The sequence below is a fragment of the Anaeromyxobacter diazotrophicus genome, assembly GCF_013340205.1.
In the GTDB taxonomy this organism is placed as follows: Bacteria; Myxococcota; Myxococcia; order Myxococcales; family Anaeromyxobacteraceae; genus Anaeromyxobacter_A; species Anaeromyxobacter_A diazotrophicus.
This window is the reverse complement of the sequence record NZ_BJTG01000004.1, coordinates 1-19,920: the sequence shown is the minus strand read 5'-3', so window position 1 is coordinate 19,920 and position 19,920 is coordinate 1. Positions and strand designations below refer to the sequence as shown.

The following is a 19,920-nucleotide window of genomic DNA, read 5'->3' as shown; positions in this document are numbered from 1 at the left end:
TCAGCGCGCCCCGTGCCCGGCCGCGACCTCGAAGATCTCGGACAGCAGGCCGCCGGCGGTGAGCGCGCCGCCCACGCCGGCGCCCTGGACGAGCAGCGGCAGGTCGGCGTGCCGATCGGTCGTGAAGGCGACATAGGCCTCGACCCCCTGCAGCGAGGCGGCACGGTGCGAGGCGGGGACCTCCACCGGGCCCACCGAGAGCGCCGGCCGGTCGCCGGAGAGGTCGAGCCGCGCCACGTACCGGAGCACGAGGCCGCGATCGCGCAGCGCGGCGCAGCGGGCGGCGAAGCCGGCGTCGTGCCGGCGCAGCCCCTCGTAGAGCTCCTGCAGCGACCCGCCGGGGAGCGCCTCGCGCGGGACGAGCGGCTCCACGGCCACGTCCGCCACCTCGGCCGCCACCCCCAGCTCGCGGGCGAGGATGACCGCCTTGCGGGCGGCGTCGAGGCCGGACAGGTCGTCGCGCGGGTCCTCCTCGGTGTGGCCGAGCTCACGCGCCCAGCGCACCACGAGCGAGAGCGGGAAGCCCTTCGTGAGCTCGCTGGTGACGAAGCCCAGGGTGCCGGAGAGCGAGCCCTCCACCCGGCGCACCCGGTCGCCGGCGCGGACGAGGCCGCGCAGCGTGTCGAGGACCGGGAGGCTGGCGCCCACCGTCGTCTCGTACCGCCAGTGCCGGTGCGCCTGGCGCCGCCCCGCGACCAGCGCCTCGCGCGCGCCCCAGGGCACCACCAGCGGCCGCTTGTTGGCGCCCACCACGTGCACGCCGCGCCGGAACGCCTCCGCGTACACCTGCTCCATGCCGTCGGCGGCGGTGACGTCCACCAGCACCGGCAGCGCGGCCCGCGCCAGCCGCTCCAGCGCCGGGCGCGCGGTGGCCGGCCCGAACGGCCCGGTCTCGGGCGCCGCCGCGAGCAGCTCGCGCCAGCGCGCGAGGTCCACCCCGCCCTCGTCCACCAGCGTCCGCCGGCGGTCGGCCAGCCCCACCACCCGCAGCGCGACGTCGTAGTCGCGCTCCAGCGTGGGGAGCTGGCGGGCGATCTGGTCGAGCAGCTCCCCGCCCACCTTGCCCTTGCCGAGCACGAAGAGCGACACCTCGGGTCGCTCGCCCCCCTCGACCGCAGGGCGGGAGGGGCTGCGGATGGGGGCGCGGCGCGCCGGCGCGCGGCCGCGGAACTCGGCCACCGCGCCCGAGAGCCAGTCCACGTCGATGAGGAAGGCGTCGTGGCCGTCCCTGGAGGCGAGGCGCAGGAGGCGCGCGCCCGGGATGCCGCGCGCGATCTCCTCCTGCTCCTCGGGCAGGTAGAGGACGTCCGAGTCGATCGACACCACCAGCGCCGGGCAGCGCACCGAGCGCAGCACCTCGTCGAAGTCGCCCCGGCCGCGCGCCACGTCGTGGGTGTCCATGGCGCGCGTGAGCGCCACGTAGCTGGCGGCGTCGAAGCGCTCCACGAACTGGCGCCCCTGGTACCGGAGGTAGCTCTCCATGGCGAAGAGCCCGGCCGCCTGCAGGCGCCGGCCGAAGCGCTCCTCGAAGCTGCCCTTGTGACGGTACGTGCACATCGCCATCGTGCGCGCCGCCGACAGCCCACCCGCCGGCGGATCGGCGAGGTCGTAGCGGCCGCCCCGCCAGCGCGGGTCGGCGTAGATGGCCTGCCGCTGCGCCTCGGAGAGGCCGATGGCCCAGGCCGAGTGGCGGGCGCTGGTGGCGATGGGGGCGATCGCCTCCACCAGCTCGGGGAAGGTGAGCGCCCACTCCAGCACCTGCATGCCGCCCAGCGAGCCGCCCACCACCAGCCGCACCCTGGTGACGCCCAGCGCCCGGAGGAGCTCCCGCTGCGCGCGCACCATGTCGCGGATGGTGACGAGGGGGAAGTCGCCGAGCCACGGGCGCCCGGTGGCCGGGTCGAGGGACACGGGGCCGGTGGTCCCGTAGCAGCTCCCCAGGATGTTGGAGCAGACGATGAAGTCCTGCTCGGGATCGAGCGCCCGCCCGGGCCCGAACATGCCGGTCCACCACCGGTCGGCGTCGGCCGAGCCGGTGAGCGCGTGGCAGACCACCACCGCGTTGTCGCCCGCCGGCGCCAGGCGGCCCCAGCTGCGGTAGGCCACGCGCACGCCCGGCAGCTCGCCGCCCAGCTCGAGCGGGAGCGGGGCGCGGAGCTCGACGAAGCGCGTCTCGGGCGCGATGAAGGCGGCGCGCGCCGCCGCGCCGGGGTCGGCTGGCGTCTCGGAGAGGGCCATCGGGAAGGGGCGGACGTTAATCGCCGCCGCGCGCACCCGTCAAGATAGCGGACGCCCGCGCGGGGCCCCGCGGCCGCCGCCCGCCCCGCCCGAACCCGTCACCCCCGCCGCCCCCGGGCCACATACTGCACTGGAGTTCCAGCCGCCGGACGCCGGCGCAGGGAGGGCTTCATGAGCGCGAACAGCCTCGTCGTGCACGCACGCGAGATCCTCGTCCACCCGCAGCAGGAATGGGAGGTGATCGACCGCGAGCCCGCCAGCGTGGCGGGCCTCTACCGGACGTACATCGCCCCGCTGGCCGCCATCGGGCCCATCGCCACGCTCATCGGCATGTCGCTCTTCGGCGTGGAGCTGCCCTTCTTCGGGCGCTACCGCGCGCCGTTCGGCAGCGCGCTCGCGAGCGGCGTGGTGCGTTACGCGCTGGCGCTCGGCGGCGTGTTCGTGCTGGCGCTCGTCATCGACGCGCTGGCGCCCTCCTTCGGCGGCCAGCGGAGCCGGATCCAGGCGCTCAAGGTGGCGGCCTACGCCAGCACCGCGGCCTGGCTGGCCGGGCTGTTCGCGCTCATCCCGGCGCTCGCGATCCTGGGCATCCTCGGGCTCTACAGCCTGTACCTGCTCTACCTCGGCCTGCCGGTGCTGATGAAGGTGCCGAAGGAGAAGGCGCTCGCGTACACCGCGGTGGTGATGATCTGCGCCGTCGTCCTCTTCGCCGTCATCGGCTGGATCGCCGCCGCCTTCATCCGGCCCGGCATCCCGGCGCCGCTGTCGTGACAGGTGGGCGGCGCCCGGAGGCGCCGCCCCACCCGCGCCGACCTGGGATACCGCCCAGGACCCCGGGGCTGGCCCGACTCCCACCCGTGTCAGCCCCCCGGCACGCATAACCCCGCGTTTTCTCCGCCGACGTCAGCGCGCTGACGAGCTGGCCTCCAGCTTGCGAGGTCCGGCATCGACGTGACGGAGACCGACATGCCGCTGACCGCTGCCACCCCCGATGCCTCGACCCCGCGCACGGCCCTCGTCCACGGCCCCGGCTCGCCCCTCCTCGATCTGGTCCGCACCTGCGCCCGGATCGCGATGAGCGACGCGACCGTCCTCATCACCGGCGAGACCGGGGTGGGCAAGGAGGTGTTCGCGCGCCTGGTCCACGAGCGGAGCGCGCGCGCCGCCCGGCCCATCGTCGCCGTGAACTGCGGCGCCATCCCGGAGGCGCTGCTCGAGAGCGAGCTCTTCGGCCACGTGAAGGGCGCCTTCACCGGCGCCGTCTCGGCCCGGCGCGGGCGCCTGGCCGCGGCCGAGGGCGGGACGCTCTTCCTGGACGAGATCGGCGAGCTGCCGCTCAGCCTGCAGGTCAAGCTGCTGCGCGTCCTGCAGGAGCGGTGCTACGAGCCGGTCGGCTCGACCGAGGCGGTCCCGGCGAACTTCCGGCTGGTGGCGGCGACCAACCGCGACCTCGCCGCCGACGTCGAGGCCGGCCGCTTCCGGCGCGACCTCTACTACCGGCTCCTCGTCTGCCCGGTCGAGGTCCCGCCGCTGCGCCGGCGCCGCGGCGACATCCCGCACCTCTTCGCGCACTTCTGGGCCGCGCGCGGCGAGCGCCGGCCGGTCGACCCGACCGTGCTGAAGCTGCTCGAGGAGCACGCCTGGCCCGGCAACGTGCGCGAGCTGGAGAACCTGGTCGAGCGGCTGTCGGTCTGCAGCGAGGGGAGCGCCATCCGCGTCGCCGATCTGCCGAGCCACCTGCGCCCGGACAGCTTCGAGGTCACGCCGCTGGCGGCGCCGCCGCTGGCGCGGCCGGTGGTGGAGGCCCCCAGCTCCGCCAGTGAGGTGCGGGCGCTGTTCCGCGAGGCGGAGGCGCCCGCGCCGGTGGCGCCGGGCGCCGTGCACCTCCCGGAGGAGGGCGGGATCGACCTGCCGGGCCTGCTCCGGACGCTCGAGGACGCATACATCGACGCCGCGTTGACGCGCACCGGCGGCAACAAGAAGGCCGCCGCCGATCTGCTCGGGCTGCAGCGCACCACGCTGGTGGAGAAGCTCCGCCGGCGCCAGCGCGAGAGCGCGCCGGCGGCGACGGCCACCGCCGGGTGACGCGCCGCTGACGCCGCCCCGCGGCAAGCGGCTTGCAGTGAGACAGCCGCGTGACGCTCCTCGTCGCCCTCCTGACGCTCGCCGCCGCCCCGGCCGCCCCCGCCCCTCCGCCGCCGGCGCCGGCGCCGGTGGACGGCCTCGAGGCCATCGAGCACGTCGCCCTGCCGGTGGGGAGGAGCGCAGTCCGGCTCCGCGTCCGCGCCCTGGAGAGCCTCATCGTGCTCGAGGCGCCGCGCGACGCGGCCGAGGTGGCGCGGGCGGTGCGCGCCGCGCCGCGGGCGGTCTGCCCGGGGCTCAGCGCGCGCGGCAGCGAGCTCCGCCTCACCTGCCGCTCCCGCCGCATCGTCGCGCGCCTGGTGGACCGCCCGCGCGGCGCGCTCCTCGAGATCTGGGAGACGCGCGGGCTGCCGTGGGAGGGGGAGGACGCGCCCCCGCTGCTCCCGTTCGACCCGCCCGCCGTCGGGCTCGGCCACGGCTGCCCCGGCTCGACGCCGGGCGGGCGCGGCGAGTGCGCCCTCGCCCGCGGCGACCTCGACGCCGCGCGGGCCGCGCTGGCCGAGGAGCTGATCGCGGCCGACCCCGCGGCCGGCCACGCGGCGCTGCGCCTCGGCGACCTCGCCTACGCCGCCGGCGACCTCCGCGGCGCCGCCACCCACTGGGCGCGGGCTCACGGGCAACCCTGGGAGCGCGCCGCGGCGGCGCGCCTGTGCGAGCTCTCGGCCCCCTGCGTCGGGGCCGCCAGCCTCGCGGCCGCGCCCTCCGCGACCGGCCTGCCGGAGCCGCTCGCGCGCGACCTCGCCTTCCGCCGCGCCCGCGCCCTCGCCTTCGCCGGCGAGCCGTCCCAGGCGCTGCGCGCCCTCGCCGGCGACGCCGCCTCCGCCTGCGCCTCCGCGCCCGCGGTCTGCCAGCGCCTCGCCCTCCTCGCGCTGCGCGAGCCGGGGCCGGCGGCGGTGGAGGCGCTCGCCGTGTGGGTAGAGCTGCCGGCCCGCGACCGCGGCCCCGCCGCCTACGAGACCGAGCTCGCCGCGGCCGCCGTGGCCGAGCGCGAGGGCGCGCCGGGGTTCGCCGCCAGCGTCCTCGCCGCCGCCGCGGCGCGCGCGCCCGCCGCCGCCCTGCCGGAGCACCTGCTCCGGACCGCCGAGATGTACCTCGCCGCCGGCGACCCCATCCGCGCCGGCGTGGTCGCCGAGTTCGCGCGCGCCCGCGCCGTTCGCAGGGCGCTCCCCGGGACGCGCTGGGCTGCGGTGCTCCGGGCCCTGACGCCCGCCGCCCGGCGGACCGCAAGCCGCACCCCGCCCCCCGCCGCGCCCGCCGAAGACGTGAGCGCGCTGCTCGCCGCGGCCGACCAGGCCACGCGCGCGGCGCGCGCCCTGGAAGGAGGCACCCCGTGAGCCTGCCCGCGCCGTCGCTCGAGCTCACCCCCGCCGCCGCGCCCGGCCCCGCCCCCGTGGCGGCGAGCGCGGCCATGCGCGAGGTGATGGAGGCGGCGCGCGACGTCGCCGCCACCCCCACCACCGTCCTTCTCCTCGGCGAGAGCGGCACCGGAAAGGAGCTCGTCGCCCGCTTCCTCCACGACGCGTCCGGCCGACCCGGCCCCTACGTCGCGGTGAACTGCGCGGCGCTCCCCGGGGAGCTGCTCGAGAGCGAGCTGTTCGGTCACGAGCGCGGCGCCTTCACCGGCGCCGCCGAGCGGCGCGCGGGCCGGTTCGAGCAGGCGCACCGCGGCACGCTGCTCCTGGACGAGGTCTCGGAGCTCCCGCCGGCGCTCCAGGCCAAGCTCCTGCGCGTGCTGCAGGAGCGCGAGGTGGACCGCGTCGGCGGCGAGCGCCCGGTGCCGGTCGACGTGCGGGTCGTCGCGACCTCGAACCGCGACCTCGGCGAGATGGTCCGCCGCGGGGAGTTCCGCGCCGACCTCTTCTACCGCCTGAACGTGTTCCCCATCGCGCTGCCGCCGCTGCGCGAGCGCTCCGAGGATCTCCCCCCGCTCGCGGCGGAGCTCCTCGAGGAGCTGGCCGCGGCGCTCGGGCGGCCGGCGCCGGCGCTCGACGCCACCGCGCTGGCGGCGCTGGCCGCGCACCCGTTTCCGGGGAACGTGCGCGAGCTGCGGAACGCGCTCGAGCGGGCGCTGGTCCGGTGCCGGGGGGCGGTGCTGACGGCGGGGGGGCTGGGGCTGGGGTTGGGGGCGAACGCGACCGCGACCGCGACCGCGACCTCGACCTCGACCTCGACCTCGACCGTGAACACGATTTCGGCCGCGACCGCGAACGCCTTGGCCTCGGGGCAGCTCCCCGTCGATCTGGCGGAGCTCGAGAAGCTCGCCATCGCGGAGGCGCTGCGGCGGGTGGGCGGAAACCGCACCCACGCGGCGCGCCTGCTGGGGATCGGGCTGCGCACCCTGCGCAACAAGCTGCGCCTGTACCGGCAGGCCGGGGTGGAGGTGGAGCCGGCCGGGCCGGCCGGTGGGCAGCTTCGGCCGAGCGCGCGCGCCGCCGGTCTGGAGCCGGAGCGCGACGGTGCGTTGACGCGCTGGCAGGCACGCCCCTCGCAAGAGGAGCGCTCGTGAAGATCTTCGACCAGACCCTCGGCACCCTGGAGCGCGCGCTCGACGCGCGGCTCCTCCGGCACAACGTGCTGGCGGGCAACCTCGCCAACGCCGACACCCCCGGCTTCGTGCCGCGGGAGGTGGACTTCGCCGCAGCCATGCGCGAGGGCGCCCGCGAGCTCGACCGCGCTCCGCTCGTCCCGCGCGCGCCGCTCGACCTCGCCAGCGCCGGCCACCCGGTGGCGGGCGCGGGCGGCGCGGGGGAGATCCCGCTCGCCTCGGCCGGCGCCCTCGACGCCGCCGCCCCGGGCGCGCCCGGCTCGCCGGTGATCGCGGCCCGCGGGGCCGGCGCCGGGCTCGACGGCAACGCCGTCGACGTGGACCGGGCGCTCGCCGCCGTGGCCGAGAACGCCATCCAGTACAACGCCGCCGCGCGGGCGGCCGGGAAGAAGCTCGCCATCCTGCGCTACGTCGCCTCCGACGGCGCCGCCTAGAGGAGCACGCATGGACTTCCTCTCCGCCCTCCGCATCAGCTCCTCAGGCCTCGCCGCCGAGCGCGTGCGGGTGAACCTCGCCTCCTCCAACCTCGCCAACGCCGAGTCCACCCGCGGCCCGGACGGCAAGCCCTACAAGCGGCTCGACCCGGTGCTGCAGGCGGTCCCCTTCGGCGACCAGCTCGCCAGCGCGGCCGGGGGCGGCGAGGCCATGGGGGTGCAGGTGGCGCAGGTGCGCCAGGCCGAGACCGCCGGCCGCCGCGTCTACGACCCGTCGCACCCCGACGCCGACGCCCAGGGGTTCGTGACGCTGCCCGACGTGAACCCGATCCACGAGGTCGTCAACCTCATGTCGGCCTCGCGCGCCTACGACGCCAACGCGTCGGCGGTCGAGACCCTCAAGACCATGGCCCAGCGGGCCCTCGACATCGCGAGGTAGCGGATGGCCCCCATGCCCGTCACCCTCCCGCCGGTCCTCCGGCCCACCGAGGCCCTCGACCCCTCCCGCGCGCTGCCCGGCGCCGCCGGCCCGCAGGGCGGCGCCAGCTTCGCCGACGCGCTCTCGGACGCGCTCGGCAAGGCGGAGCAGCTCCAGCAGGAGGGCGATCGCAACGCGCAGGAGGTGGCGCTCGGCGGCGGCAACCTGCACGAGGCGGCGCTGGCGATGGAGAAGGCGGACGTGGCGATGCGCCTCGCGGTGAAGGTGCGCAACAAGGTCGTCGACGCGTACCAGGACATCATGCGGATGAGCGTCTGAGCGGTTGACCCATGGATCCTCTCCTCAAGCAGCTCGGTCAGCTCCCGTCCCGCCTCGGCGCCCTCCCCGCCGCCACCAAGGCGCTCTTGCTCGTGGTCCTCGTTGGCCTGGGCGCCGCGGCGGCGGCGCTGTCGCTCTCCTCGGCGGACACCTGGCAGTACGCCTTCACCAACCTCACCGCCGAGGACTCGAGCGAGGCCGCGGCGCAGCTCAAGGCGGCCGGCGTCCCCTTCCGGCTCGAGGCGGGGGGCACGGCCCTGGCGGTGCCGTCGCAGAAGGTCTACGACGCGCGGCTCCTGCTGGCGGCCTCGGGCCTGCCCCGCGGCGGCGGCGTCGGCTTCGAGCTGTTCGACAAGGGGGACCTGGGGGTCTCCGAGTTCACCCAGAAGGTGAACCTGCGCCGCGCCATCGAGGGCGAGCTCGCCCGCACCATCTCGCGGCTCGGGCCGGTGCGCTCCGCCCGCGTCCACCTGACGCTGCCTGAGAAGGGCCTCTTCCGCGACGACGACCGCAAGGCCTCGGCGGCGGTGGTGCTGAACCTGCAGCCGGGCCGCACGCTCGAGGACCGCGAGGTGGCCGGCATCCGCCACCTCACCGCCTCGGCGGTGCCCGGCCTCGCGCCGGGGGCGGTGACGGTGGTGGACGGCAAGGGGAACGTGCTCTCCGCGGAGACGTCGTGGGGCGAGGCGAACGCCTTCCAGCGCAAGCTGGAGCGCGACCTCGAGACGCGCGTCCGCGAGCTGCTGGAGCAGGCGGTGGGCGCCGGCGCGGTGGTGGCGAAGGTCAGCGCCCAGGTGGACGCGGCCGAGGTGAGCACCAGCTCCGAGACGGTGGACCCCGACGCGACGGCGCTCCGCAGCGAGCGCCACGTGACCCAGTCGCAGAGCCAGGACGCGAGCGCGCCGGCCGGCGTGGCGGGCGCGGCCGCCAACCAGCCGCTGGCCGCCCAGCCGCAGCCGGCGGGCGCCGTCAACCGCGGCTCCTCCTCGATGCAGGACGAGATCAAGAACTACGACGTGTCGCGCACCACCACCACCACCGTCCAGCGCGCGCCGCGCCTCAAGAAGCTGTCGGTGGCGGTGCTGCTCGACGGCGTCGCCGGCAAGCCCCGGCCCGACGCCGAGGTGGCGCGCCTGGGCGAGCTCGCCAAGCGCGCGGTCGGCTTCGACGCGGCGCGGGGCGACGACCTCGACATCTCGAGCGCCCCCTTCGTCCGCGCCGAGGACGCCGCGGCCCCGGCGCCGCCCCCGGCCGCCTCGAAGCTGCCGCCGCGGAGCTGGCTCATCGGCGGCGGCGCGGCGCTGGCGGCGCTGGTGGTCCTCGTGCTGCTGCTGGCGCGCGGCCGGGCCCCGGCGCGCGGCGGCGGCCCGGAGCTCGTGCCGGGCCAGAGCGTCGCCCAGCTCGAGGCGCGCGTGGCCGGCGTGGCCGGCGCGCTCCCCGCCGCCCCCAGGGACCCGCAGGAGGAGCTGCGCGAGAAGGCGCGCCTGCTCGCGGCCAAGGACCCGGCGCGCGCGGCGCACATCCTCAAGGCCTGGATGAGCGAGGGAGGCCCGAATGCCTGACGAGACCCTCACCCCCGCCGGCGACGCCCCGCCGCCGCCGGAGCCCGGCCCGGGCCTGGCGCGCGCCGCGGCCGTGCTGCTCGGGCTCGGCCCCGAGGCGGCCGGCTCGCTCTTCCGGCAGCTCGGCGAGGGGGAGCTGCGGCTGGTGGCGCTCGGCGCCAAGGGGCTGCGCAAGCAGTCGCCCGGCGCGGTCCCGGACGCGCTCCGCTCCTTCGTGGACGCCATGGAGTCCCTCGGCGGCGACACGCTCGCCTCCGATCACCTGCTGCGCGAGGCGGCCGTGAAGGCGCTCGGGGCGGACGCCGCCCGCGCCTTCGACGGCACCGAGCCCCCGCCGCCGCCGGACGAGGCGCTCGGCCACGTCTCGCACGCCGACCCCGAGTCGCTCGCGATGGTCCTCTCGCACGAGCAGCCGCAGACGGTGGCGCTGGTCCTCTCCTCGCTCGAGCCCGCGCGGGCCGCGGCGGTGGTGGAGCGGATCCCGGAGCAGCACCGGGCCGACATCCTCCGCCGCATGGCGGTCATCGACGCGGTGGCGCCCGAGGTCCTGCGCGAGATCGGGCAGGCGCTCACCTCCGAGCTCAAGGCGCTGGTGGCGGGCGGGATGCGCAAGGTGAACGGCAAGGCGGTGGCGCTCGAGATCCTGCGCCGCTGCAGCGCGCAGCAGCAGGGCGAGGTGATCGCCGAGATCGAGAAGGACTCCTCCCAGCTCGCCGCCGAGCTGCGCGGCCGGCTCTTCACCTTCGACGACCTGCGCACGCTCTCCGACCGCGACCTCCAGACCCTGCTCCGGGAGATCGACACCACCAAGCTCGCCATCGCGCTCAAGGGCGCCACGCCGGAGCTCAAGCAGAAGCTGCTCTCGAACCTCTCCGCCCGCGCCGCCGAGATGCTGGAGGACGACCTCCAGGCGATGGGCCCGGTGAAGCTCTCCACGGTCGAGACGGCCCAGGGCGAGATCGCCAAGCTGACCCAGGAAGTGGCGCAGCAGGGCCGCATCACGATCGTCGGCGCCAACGAGACGATGCTCTAGCCCATGACGACCCCCCTCGCCCGCCGCCCCCGCTTCCTCGCCTCCCTGCCCGAGGTGCCCTCGGCCGAGCCGGCCCGCTTCCCGGCGGCCGCCGCCCGCGCCCCGGCCGCGGGGAGCCCCGCGAGGACGCCCGCCCCTCCCGCCGGCGCGCTCCCGGCCGCGCGGGTCGAGGTCGAGGTGCCGCTGGCGGAGATCCGGCGGGACGCGATGGAGAAGGTGAACGCCGCCCTCGAGACCCTGCGGGCCCAGGCCGACCGGCTGGCGGAGCAGGCGCGCGCCGACGCCATCGAGATCGGGTTCCAGGTGGCGCGCAAGATCCTCGAGCTGGAGGTGCGGCAGAGCCCGGAGGCGCTGTTCGCGCTGGTGCGCTCGGCGGTCCGCCGCGCCGGCGAGTCGCGCCGCATCGCGGTGCGCCTCGCGCCGGACGACGCTGCGCTCTTGCAGTCGGAGGCCGGACGGGCCGCGCTCGACGGCGTCACCGCGGCCCGGGTCGAGTTCCTGGCCGACGCCGCGCTGGAGCGGGGCGACTGCGTGGTGGACACCGACTTCGGGCAGGTGGACGGCCGGCTCTCGACGCGGCTGGCCGAGGTCCGGCGCGCGGTGGACGGCGCCAGCGAGGGGGCCGCCTAGTGCTCTCCATGGACGCCATCACCCGCGCCATCGCCGAGGCCGACCCGCTCCCCCTGACCGGGACGGTGGTGCGCGCCGCCGGCCTCGTCCTGGAGGCCGCGCTGCCCCGGGTTCCGGTGGGGACGGCCTGCGAGATCCGCGCGGTGGACGGCGCCTCGGTGATGGCGGAGGTCGTGGGCTTCTTCGGCCAGACCGCCCGGCTCATGCCGCTCGCCGACATCCACGGCATCGGCGAGGGGTGCACGGTCGTCCCGCGCGCCTCCGCCGACAAGATCGCGGTGGGCGACGGCCTCCTCGGGCGGGTGGTGGACGCCGCCCTGCACCCCATGGACGGCGGCCCCACCCCCATGCTGCGCGGGCGCGCCCGCCTCCACGCCACGCCGCCGCCCGCCATGGAGCGGCGCCGCGTCACCCGTCCCCTCGGCCTCGGCATCCGCTCCATCGACGCGTGCCTCACCGTCGGCGAGGGGCAGCGCCTCGCCATCCTGGCCGGCCCGGGCGTCGGGAAGAGCGTGCTGCTCGGGATGCTGGCGCGCTCGGCCGACGCCGACGTGGTGGTGGTCGGGCTGGTCGGCGAGCGAGGCCGCGAGGTCCGGGACTTCATCGAGCGCGATCTCGGCGCCGGGCTGCGGCGGGCGGTGGTGGTCGTCGCGACCAGCGACGAGTCGCCGCTCAAGCGCGTCCGCGCCGGCATGGTCGCCACCACCCTCGCCGAGCACTTCCGGGCCCAGGGCAAGCGGGTGCTGCTGCTGGTGGACTCGCTCTCACGCATCGCCCAGGCGCAGCGCGAGATCGGCCTCGCCGCGGGCGAGCCGCCCACCACCAAGGGCTACCCTCCCTCCGCCTTCGCCATCCTGCCGCGCCTGGTGGAGCGCGCCGGCAACGACGCCGGCCCGGGCAGCATCACCGCCTTCTACTCGGTGCTGGCCGAGGGCGACGACCAGACCGACCCCATCGCCGACGCCGCCAAGGCGACGCTCGACGGGCACGTGGTGCTCTCGCGCAAGCTGGCCGAGTCGGGCCACTTCCCGGCGGTGGACGTCCTCGCCTCCATCTCGCGCGTCATGAACGACATCGTGGAGCCGGCGCACCGGGAGCTGGCGCGCCAGGCGCGCGAGGCGCTCTCGGCCTACCGCGAGGCGGCCGACCTCATCGAGGTGGGCGCCTACGCCGCGGGCTCCAACCCCCGCGTGGACCGCGCCCTGCGCTGCCTCCCGGCGCTGCAGGCCTTCCTGCGGCAGGAGCCGGGAGAGCGGACGGCGCTGCCCGAGATGCTGGCCGGGCTGAAGCGCGCGCTCGGAGCGGAGGTGGCCCGTGGGTAGCCTGATCCTCGCGGCGCTGCTCGTCGCCGCCGCGCCCGAGGCGCCGGCCGCGCCGGCGGCGCCGGTGGCGCCCGTCGTCGAGGGGCCGGCCGCGAGCGCGAGCCCGAGTTCGACTTCGACCGCGACCTCGACCCCGAAGGCGACGGCGACCGCGCCCGCGCCCGCGCCCGCGACGGCGAACCCGAACCCCACCCCGAGCGCGAACCCGAACCCGGCTGCGACTGCGACCTCGACGTCGCACCCGACCGCGGGCGGCAGGGGGCGGGGGCACAAGAGCGCGGCGCGCGCCGAGCGCAAGGCGGCGGAGGAGCCGCTTTTCGAGCTGTCCGCGCCGCAGCGGCCGCCGATCGCGGAGCCGCCGACGCTCCCGCCCGCCCTCACCGGGTCCGCGCTCCGCGACGAGCTGCGCGCCTCCGCGCACAAGCGGCAGGAGGACCTGGCCGCGCTGGCGCGCGAGCGGGCGCGGCTGGAGAAGCTCACCGCCGACCTCGCCGCGGCGCGCGCCGCCCTGCGCGAGGAGACGGCGCGGCTGGACGAGCGGGTGAAGAAGGCCGCCGCCGAGAAGGCGGCCGGCGCGGCCCGGCCGAGCGGCCCGCCGCGCCCGGGCGCCCCCGCCGAGGCGGAGGGGCAGGCGCTCGCGAAGACCTTGAGGAGCATGAAGCCGGACCAGGCGGCGGCGCTGCTCGCGCGCCTCGACCGGCCGCTGGCGGTCGGGCTCCTGCGGCGGATGCGCCCCGGCGACTCGGCCGCGGTGCTCGAGAAGATGAAGCCGGAGCTGGCCGCCGAACTGTTCTCGAACCTCGCTGGAGGCACGAAGTGACGACGCTCTCGCTGCAGCTCCTCGACCCCGCGCCGGCCGGCGAGGCCTCCCCGGCCCGCGACCCGCGCGCCGCCCAGCCCGGCCGCGGCTCCAAGGAAGGGCACGCCGCCTTCGGCGCCGCGCTCGGCCGGGCGCTCTCGGCCGACGACGCCGCCGGGCACGCCGCCGCCGCCTTCGCGCACGGCGCCCAGGCCGCCGGCCCGGGCGCGCGCGCCCGCCCGGCGGCGGAGGTCAGCGACGAGCGGACCGGCCCCGCGGGCGAGCGGCGCGGCCGGCGCGCCGAGCCGAAGGAGGCGGAGCCCAAGGCCGCCGGCGACGCGCCCACCGCCGCGCAGACAGCGGCCGCCGCTGCGCTGGCGGGCACCCCCGCCGCCCGCCGCGCTCCGGCCCGGGCCGGCGACGCGCCGCAGGGCGGCACGCCCGCCGCCGCGGCCGGCGCCGCCGGCGTGAAGGCCCCGCTCGCGAGCGTCGACGCCGCGGTGGGCCGGCTCGCCGCGCGCGCCGCCGCCAAGGGCCCCCTGGCGGCGCCCGGCACGGCCGCACCCGCCGACCCGGTCCACGCCGCCGGCAAGGGCGCTGCCCAGGCCGCGCCCGCCCGCGAGAAGGCGCGCGAGCGCGAGGCGCCTCGCGCCGAGCAGGTCGCCACCCCGGCGCGCGCGGAGCTCACGGCCCCGGCGCCGGCCCTGGCCGAGCCTCGGGCGGCCAGCCGCGCCGCGGCGCCCGCCGCCGCCGCTCCCGCGCCGCTCCCGGCGGCGCCGGCGGGACAGGACGTCCAGGGCGCGGTGCTGCACAGCGCGGCCCACCTCAAGGTCGACGCCGGCGGCGCCCTGGGCGCGATCGAGCTGCACCTGCGGGTGCGCGACGGCGCCGTCCTGCTCCGCGTGGACGGCGACGCCGCGCGCGCGGTCGAGTCGCACGCGGGCGAGCTCTCGCGGTCGCTGGCGGGGCACGGCCTCGAGCTGGCGCCGATCGAGGTCGGCGCGCGCGACGCCGGCGCCTCGCTCGGCGGTCAGGGCGGGCGCGGCTTCGAGGAGCGGCGCGAGGCGTGGCAGGAGGCGGCCGACGCCCGCCAGGGCCCCACCGCGGCGCCGCCCGCCCCGGCCGGCCGGGGCGCGCCCCCGACCAGGAGCGACCGCGGCGTGCACGTCGAGGCCTAGCGAGGACACCCATGGACACCACCGCCGTCACCAGCAGCTCCAGCGCGACCCAGGGCGACAGCGCCAGCGCCGCGGCCAAGAACGTGCTCGGGAAGGACGACTTCCTGAAGCTCCTCACCGCGCAGCTGGCCAACCAGGACCCGCTGCAGCCGGTCGACAACCAGGCGTTCATCGCCCAGCTGGCGCAGTTCTCCAGCCTGGAGCAGCTCCAGAACGTCACCTCCAGGCTCGACACGCTCCTCCTCGCCACCGCCTCCAACAACCAGCTCAGCACCGCCTCGCTGGTCGGGAAGAGCGTCTCCTACAAGACCAGCTCGGTCGCCCTCGACGGCACCACCGCGCCGGGCCTGTCCGTGAAGCTCGACGCGAACGCCAGCGTCACCTGCCTGGTCCAGGACGCGAGCGGGCGCACCGTGCGCAGCCTGGTCCTGGGCGCGCGCGACGCCGGCACGTTCGACCTGGGCTTCGACGGGCGGGACGCGTCCGGGGCCCCGCTGCCGGCCGGCCAGTACACCCTCCAGCTCTCGGCCCGCGACGCGCAGGGCCAGGACGTGGCGGTCGAGGCCCGCGGTCAGGGCCGCGTCACCGGCATCACCTTCGACGGCGGCGCGGCCGAGCTCCTCATCGGCCAGGACCACGTGAAGCTCTCCGACGTCTCCGAGATCACCCAGGCCTGACCCGCGGGCGGGCAGATGCGCACGAGCACGAAAGGAACGCAGCCATGAGCCTCCTCACCTCCCTCGCCTCCGGCACCAGCGGCCTCGCCTCCGCCTCCACCGAGCTGGCCGTCATCGGCGACAACATCGCCAACTCCAACACCGTCGGCTTCAAGGCCGAGCGCGCCGCCTTCGAGGACGCGCTGGCCCAGACCGTCATCGGCGGCGCCGGCCAGATCGGCCTCGGCTCGCGCCTGCAGGCGGTCCAGAAGCTGATCACCCAGGGCGCGCTCTCCAACACCGGCGTCTCGACCGACCTCGCGCTGCAGGGCGGCGGGTTCTTCGAGGTGCGCGGCACCACCGGCGACGGCCGCAACGGCACCTACGTGACCCGCGCCGGCCAGTTCACGGTGGACCGCACCGGGTTCCTGGTGAACCTCGACGGCCTCCGCGTGCAGGGCTACGGCGCCGACGCCGCCGGCAACGTCACGAGCGCGGTGGGCGATCTCCAGGTGGGCAACGCCAGCTCCGCCCCCCAGCCGACCACCACCATCAGCCTCAAGGCAAACCTCCAGTCCGACGCGGTCATCCCGGCGGCGTGGGACCCCACCCAGCCCGCCGCGACCTCCAACTTCTCGACCAGCGTCACCATCTACGACTCGCTCGGCAAGGCCGACCAGGCGCAGGTCTACTTCCGCCGCTCCGGCGCCGGCACCTGGGAGTGGCACGCCGTGACCGACGGCAGCGCCGTCGCCGGCGGCACGGCCGGCGTGCCCTCGGAGATCGCGGGGGGCACGCTCACCTTCGACTCGAACGGCCTCCTCACCGCGCAGACCCAGGCGTCGAGCTTCAACCCGCTCAACGCCACCGCCCCGCAGGCGCTCGCCTTCAACTTCGGCACGCCCACCGGCGCCGGCGGCAGCGGGCTCGACGGCATCACGCAGTTCGCGAGCGCCAGCGCCACCACCTTCGTCGGCCAGGACGGCTTCGCGCCGGGCGAGCTCACCTCGGTGCAGATCGACAAGAAGGGCACCGTGATGGGCATCTTCACCAACGGCCAGTCCCGCGCCCTCGGGCAGGTGGGCGTGGCCCGGGTGGCGGCGCCGGACCAGCTGGAGCGGGTCGGGGGCAACCTCTACGCCCTCACCCCGAGCTCGGGCGACGCGGTGATGGGCGCCGCGGGCGACGGCGGCCGCGCCTACATCTCGGCCGGCACGCTGGAGCAGTCGAACGTCGACATCGCCGAGCAGTTCGTGCGGATGATCGCCGCCCAGCGCGCCTTCGAGGCGAACTCGAAGACCATCACCACCTCGGACCAGCTCCTCTCCGAGCTCATCCAGATGAAGCGCTAGCCCTTATCGCCCGCGCCGCGCGTGACGATGAACGCTCGGAGGACCAGCCGATGATCGCGCTCACGCGGCTCGACGGAAAGGAGCTGGTCGTGAACGCCGACCACATCCTCACCGCCGAGGCCACCCCCGACACGGTGCTCCTCCTCACCACCGGCCTGAAGCTCATGGTGCTCGAGCCGGTGAGCGAGGTGGTGGAGCGGATGGCGGCCTGGCAGCGCCGCGTCCACGGCCCCCCCGAGGCGCGCGGCACCGTGCTCCCCTTCCCCCGCGGCGTGCCGCAGGAGTAGCGCCTCATGGACCTCACCACCGTCGCCGGCCTCGTCCTCGGTTTCGGCGCCATCCTCCTCGGCCAGGTGCTGGAGGGTGGGCACGTCGGCTCCATCATGCAGGACACCGCCGCCATCATCGTGATCGGCGGCACCTTCGGCGCGGTCATGGTGTCCTTCCCGAGGAAGGACTTCGTCCGCGGGCTGAAGATGTTCAAGATGGGGTTCACCGAGAAGAAGGAGGACCTGCCGGCGGTCACGAAGCAGATCGTCGAGCTCGCCAGCGTGGCCCGTCGCGACGGCGTGCTGGCGCTGGAGGGCAAGCTCGCCGAGATCGAGGACCCGTTCCTCAAGAAGGCCCTGACGTACGTGGTGGACGGCGTCGACGCCAGCGTCACCCGCTCCTCGCTCGAGGCCTCCATCGAGGCCGAGCACGGCGAGAACATGATGGGCGCCAAGGTGTGGGAGGCGGCCGGCGGCTACTCGCCCACGATCGGCATCATCGGCGCGGTGCTGGGGCTCATCCACGTGATGGAGAACCTCTCCGACCCCTCCAAGCTCGGCGGCGGCATCGCGGTCGCCTTCGTGGCGACGGTGTACGGCGTCGCCACCGCGAACCTCATCTACCTCCCGATCGCCAACAAGCTGAAGCGGAAGCTCGCGCTGGCGATGGAGCGCAAGGTGGTCATCACCGAGGGCGTGCTCGCCATCCAGGAGGGGCTCAACCCGCGCGTCCTGGAGGAGAAGCTGCGGGCGCTCACCGGCGAGCCGCCGCCCCCCAAGGACGAGGCCAAGAAGGCCGCCTAGCGCGCGCCCGGGACCGCCATGGCGAAGAAGAAGCACGAGGAGGAGCACGAGAACCACGAGCGGTGGCTGGTCTCGTACGCCGACTTCATCACCCTGCTCTTCGCCTTCTTCGTCGTCATGTACTCGGTGAGCCGCGTCGACAACAAGCGGCTCTCCCAGGCGACCGAGTCGATCAAGTGGGCCCTGCACATGAACGGCACCGGCGGCGTCGGCAAGCTCCCGCTCTTCGACGGGCCGCCGTCGGACGGCGGCGACGTGGTCTCGGCGCCCGCCGGCGGAGGCGGCACCTCGGCGGCGCAGCGGGCGGCCATCGAGAACTTCCGCCGCAAGATCGAGAACCGGGTCCGCCCGTTCATCATGCAGCGTCCGGGCCCGACCGCGGTCACGGTGTCGGTCGAGGGCCAGCGCGTGACGGTGCGGCTCGCGGCCGCCGACTTCTTCGACGCCGGCCAGGCGGCGCTCCGCCCGCAGATCATGCCGCTGCTCGACGCCATCGCCGAGGAGGTGGTCCCGCTCGAGCGCCCGCTCCGGATCGAGGGGCACACCGACGACACCCCGGTGGCCGGCGACCGGTTCCACGACAACTGGGAGCTGTCCGCGGCCCGCGCCGCGACGGTGGCGAGCTACCTCGAGCGCGCCCACCACGCCGACCCCCACCGCCTCTCCGCCACCGGCTTCGCCTCGACCCGCCCCATCGCCCAGGGCGACACCCTCGAGGCGCGCGAGCTCAACCGCCGCGTCGAGATGGTGGTGGAGCTGGAGCTCAAGGCGCCCCCGCGCCCGCGCAAGGACCCCCCCCCGCTCGATCCGTTGCCGCACTGACATCGGCCGGCGCTCGCGGCGTCGCAGTAGCAGTCGTGGGGGCCGCGGACGAGGTCGGGGTCGCGGTCGAGGTCGCCGTCGACTCCACGGTCGGGGTCGAGATCGCGGTCGGGGTCGGGATCTCCTCGGGCTGTCGGGCGGGGCCTCGTCCCCCGCCGCGGTCGAGCTCGAGGCAACTCGCCTGGTGCGGCTCCGCGAGCGGCCCCCCCGCCGTTTCCCCCGCCGCTCTGCGCCCGCGCGCGGGTCGTCGCGCGTCCAGCGGTCGCCGCCTCGTCGAGCCGGGCGGCACCGTCCGGCGAGCGACGCCGGCGAGGCGCCGCCCCCCACGTCCGCTGCGGCGTCCGCGAGATCGGCTCACGATCCGGTACAGCGCTGTCCCTGCGTCCGCGTCGAGCCAGCGGCCTCAGCGCCCTCGCCGCACGCCCCTGAAGTGCTTCCGCCAGCGGCGGTGGATGGAGCGCTCCGGCCCGCGTTCTTCCGGAACTGTTCCATGTGCTCCCTGCCGAAGACGTGCTCCGCGTGCAGGGAGTTGTGATCGCAGCAAGCCACTCTCAGCTTGTCGGCGGTGCTGCGCCCGCCGAGCGCTACGGGCCGGATGTGGTCGAGCCCGAGCCGCTTGGTCGAGCCGCAGACGCTCCCGTCCGGCAGGCGGAAGCTGCAGGGGCCGCCGTCCCGCTTCCACACCTCCCGCGCGACCGCCGCCGGGACGTGGCGCGGGTCAGCGGAGGGCTTCTGAGGCGCCGGCCGCGGCCGCTTCACGAGGCCGCGCCGGCGGGCGGCCTTCTCGAGGAGGAGGTCGAGCGCGGCGGTGAGCACCGCCTCGGTGTCGCCGTCGGGGATGGCGTGGGAGAGCGCGTCTTTCGCGGCGTCGAGCTTGGCGAGGAACGCCTTCGAGACGGTGACGTGGTAGCGGCGGAGCTCGGCGTCGAGGGGCACCACCTCGTCGCGCGGGCGAGCCGGCGCGGAGAAGAGGTCTGCGTCTGGCTGTACCCTTTCGGACTTCGCCGGCGAAGTCCGTTCGGGTACAGGCGAGGCGGTGCGCGCCTCCGCGGGCGCGCTCGCGCGCAGTGGCGGCGCGGTGCGCGCGAGCGCCGTGACCACCTCGCGCCGCGGCGGGTTCGCGACCGGCCTGAGCTCGGCGACGAGCGCCTCCGCCTCGCGCTTCGAGAGCCCGTAGAAGCGCGGCAGCACCTCGCTCGCGTTCTCAGGGGTGAGCGCCTTCGAGAGCTCGTAGACGACCGACATGCACAGCGCCCATCGCGGAGCGGCTCCACGACGGCGGGGAAGCGCTGGACGAGCGCGGCGGCCGTCATGCGCCGGGCGGCGGCGCTGCTCGTGAGCCGGAGCTCGCGCTCGAGGTACTGGAAGAGCGAGGCG

At 76.4% G+C, this 19,920-nt stretch carries 20 protein-coding genes; 18 read left to right on the top strand and 2 right to left on the bottom strand.

The window, feature by feature from the left end:
* Positions 1-2,238 carry a homoserine O-acetyltransferase MetX gene (gene metX, locus HWY08_RS08765; protein WP_176064505.1) on the bottom strand — a complete coding sequence of 746 codons (2,238 nt, stop codon included), beginning with the start codon at positions 2,236-2,238 and terminating at the stop codon, positions 1-3.
* A gap of 171 nt (positions 2,239-2,409) precedes the next feature.
* On the opposite strand from metX, the gene HWY08_RS08760 reads away from it, so the two are divergent.
* The 18 genes from HWY08_RS08760 to HWY08_RS08675 all read left to right on the top strand — a co-directional run bounded on the left by HWY08_RS08760 (position 2,410) and on the right by HWY08_RS08675 (position 18,543).
* Positions 2,410-3,009, top strand: coding sequence for a Yip1 family protein (locus HWY08_RS08760; RefSeq protein ID WP_176064504.1), 600 nt, complete (start codon positions 2,410-2,412; stop codon positions 3,007-3,009).
* 195 nt (positions 3,010-3,204) lie between these two features.
* A complete protein-coding gene (locus HWY08_RS08755) occupies positions 3,205-4,323 on the top strand; it encodes a sigma-54 interaction domain-containing protein (RefSeq protein WP_176064503.1) in 1,119 nt (372 codons plus the stop codon).
* Positions 4,324-4,373: 50 nt separating this feature from the next.
* A complete protein-coding gene (locus tag HWY08_RS08750; RefSeq protein WP_176064502.1) occupies positions 4,374-5,714 on the top strand; it encodes a hypothetical protein in 1,341 nt (446 codons plus the stop codon).
* Positions 5,711-6,886, top strand: coding sequence for a sigma 54-interacting transcriptional regulator (locus HWY08_RS08745; RefSeq protein ID WP_176064501.1), 1,176 nt, complete (start codon positions 5,711-5,713; stop codon positions 6,884-6,886). Before HWY08_RS08750 ends, HWY08_RS08745 begins: the two co-directional genes overlap by 4 nt.
* The gene (locus tag HWY08_RS08740; RefSeq protein WP_176064500.1) at positions 6,883-7,359 is read left to right on the top strand and encodes a flagellar basal body rod protein FlgB; all 477 of its coding nucleotides are present in this window, start codon (positions 6,883-6,885) and stop codon (positions 7,357-7,359) included. Before HWY08_RS08745 ends, HWY08_RS08740 begins: the two co-directional genes overlap by 4 nt.
* Before the next feature lie 10 nt (positions 7,360-7,369).
* Positions 7,370-7,798 (top strand): flagellar basal body rod protein FlgC, encoded by a 429-nt coding sequence (gene flgC, locus HWY08_RS08735; protein ID WP_176064499.1) that lies wholly within the window; start codon positions 7,370-7,372, stop codon positions 7,796-7,798.
* A gap of 12 nt (positions 7,799-7,810) precedes the next feature.
* Positions 7,811-8,116 carry a flagellar hook-basal body complex protein FliE gene (gene fliE, locus HWY08_RS08730; protein WP_176064498.1) on the top strand — a complete coding sequence of 102 codons (306 nt, stop codon included), beginning with the start codon at positions 7,811-7,813 and terminating at the stop codon, positions 8,114-8,116.
* 11 nt (positions 8,117-8,127) lie between these two features.
* Positions 8,128-9,678, top strand: coding sequence for a flagellar basal-body MS-ring/collar protein FliF (gene fliF / locus HWY08_RS08725; protein ID WP_176064497.1), 1,551 nt, complete (start codon positions 8,128-8,130; stop codon positions 9,676-9,678).
* Positions 9,671-10,711 carry a flagellar motor switch protein FliG gene (locus HWY08_RS08720; RefSeq protein WP_176064496.1) on the top strand — a complete coding sequence of 347 codons (1,041 nt, stop codon included), beginning with the start codon at positions 9,671-9,673 and terminating at the stop codon, positions 10,709-10,711. Before fliF ends, HWY08_RS08720 begins: the two co-directional genes overlap by 8 nt.
* A 3-nt stretch (positions 10,712-10,714) precedes the next feature.
* Positions 10,715-11,341 carry a FliH/SctL family protein gene (locus HWY08_RS08715; protein ID WP_176064495.1) on the top strand — a complete coding sequence of 209 codons (627 nt, stop codon included), beginning with the start codon at positions 10,715-10,717 and terminating at the stop codon, positions 11,339-11,341.
* An 8-nt stretch (positions 11,342-11,349) separates the two neighbouring features.
* Positions 11,350-12,663, top strand: coding sequence for a FliI/YscN family ATPase (locus tag HWY08_RS08710; RefSeq protein ID WP_176064494.1), 1,314 nt, complete (start codon positions 11,350-11,352; stop codon positions 12,661-12,663).
* Positions 12,656-13,483, top strand: a complete 828-nt coding sequence (locus tag HWY08_RS08705; protein ID WP_176064493.1) for a MotE family protein — start codon at positions 12,656-12,658, stop codon at positions 13,481-13,483. Before HWY08_RS08710 ends, HWY08_RS08705 begins: the two co-directional genes overlap by 8 nt.
* Positions 13,480-14,640, top strand: a complete 1,161-nt coding sequence (locus HWY08_RS08700; RefSeq protein ID WP_176064492.1) for a hypothetical protein — start codon at positions 13,480-13,482, stop codon at positions 14,638-14,640. Before HWY08_RS08705 ends, HWY08_RS08700 begins: the two co-directional genes overlap by 4 nt.
* Before the next feature lie 11 nt (positions 14,641-14,651).
* On the top strand, positions 14,652-15,317 hold the full coding sequence (locus HWY08_RS08695) for a flagellar hook assembly protein FlgD (protein ID WP_176064491.1): 666 nt from the start codon (positions 14,652-14,654) through the stop codon (positions 15,315-15,317).
* 44 nt (positions 15,318-15,361) lie between these two features.
* A complete protein-coding gene (locus HWY08_RS08690; protein WP_176064490.1) occupies positions 15,362-16,648 on the top strand; it encodes a flagellar hook protein FlgE in 1,287 nt (428 codons plus the stop codon).
* A gap of 50 nt (positions 16,649-16,698) precedes the next feature.
* The gene (locus tag HWY08_RS08685) at positions 16,699-16,935 is read left to right on the top strand and encodes a flagellar FlbD family protein (RefSeq protein ID WP_176064489.1); all 237 of its coding nucleotides are present in this window, start codon (positions 16,699-16,701) and stop codon (positions 16,933-16,935) included.
* A 6-nt stretch (positions 16,936-16,941) separates the two neighbouring features.
* Positions 16,942-17,721: a flagellar motor protein gene (locus HWY08_RS08680; protein ID WP_176064488.1), complete on the top strand. Its 780-nt coding sequence runs from the start codon at positions 16,942-16,944 to the stop codon at positions 17,719-17,721.
* An 18-nt stretch (positions 17,722-17,739) separates the two neighbouring features.
* Positions 17,740-18,543: a flagellar motor protein MotB gene (locus HWY08_RS08675; RefSeq protein ID WP_176064487.1), complete on the top strand. Its 804-nt coding sequence runs from the start codon at positions 17,740-17,742 to the stop codon at positions 18,541-18,543.
* Positions 18,544-18,897: 354 nt separating this feature from the next.
* On the opposite strand, the gene HWY08_RS08670 is transcribed toward HWY08_RS08675, so the two are convergent.
* Positions 18,898-19,788: an HNH endonuclease signature motif containing protein gene (locus tag HWY08_RS08670; protein ID WP_176064486.1), complete on the bottom strand. Its 891-nt coding sequence runs from the start codon at positions 19,786-19,788 to the stop codon at positions 18,898-18,900.
* Positions 19,789-19,920 lie beyond the last annotated feature (132 nt).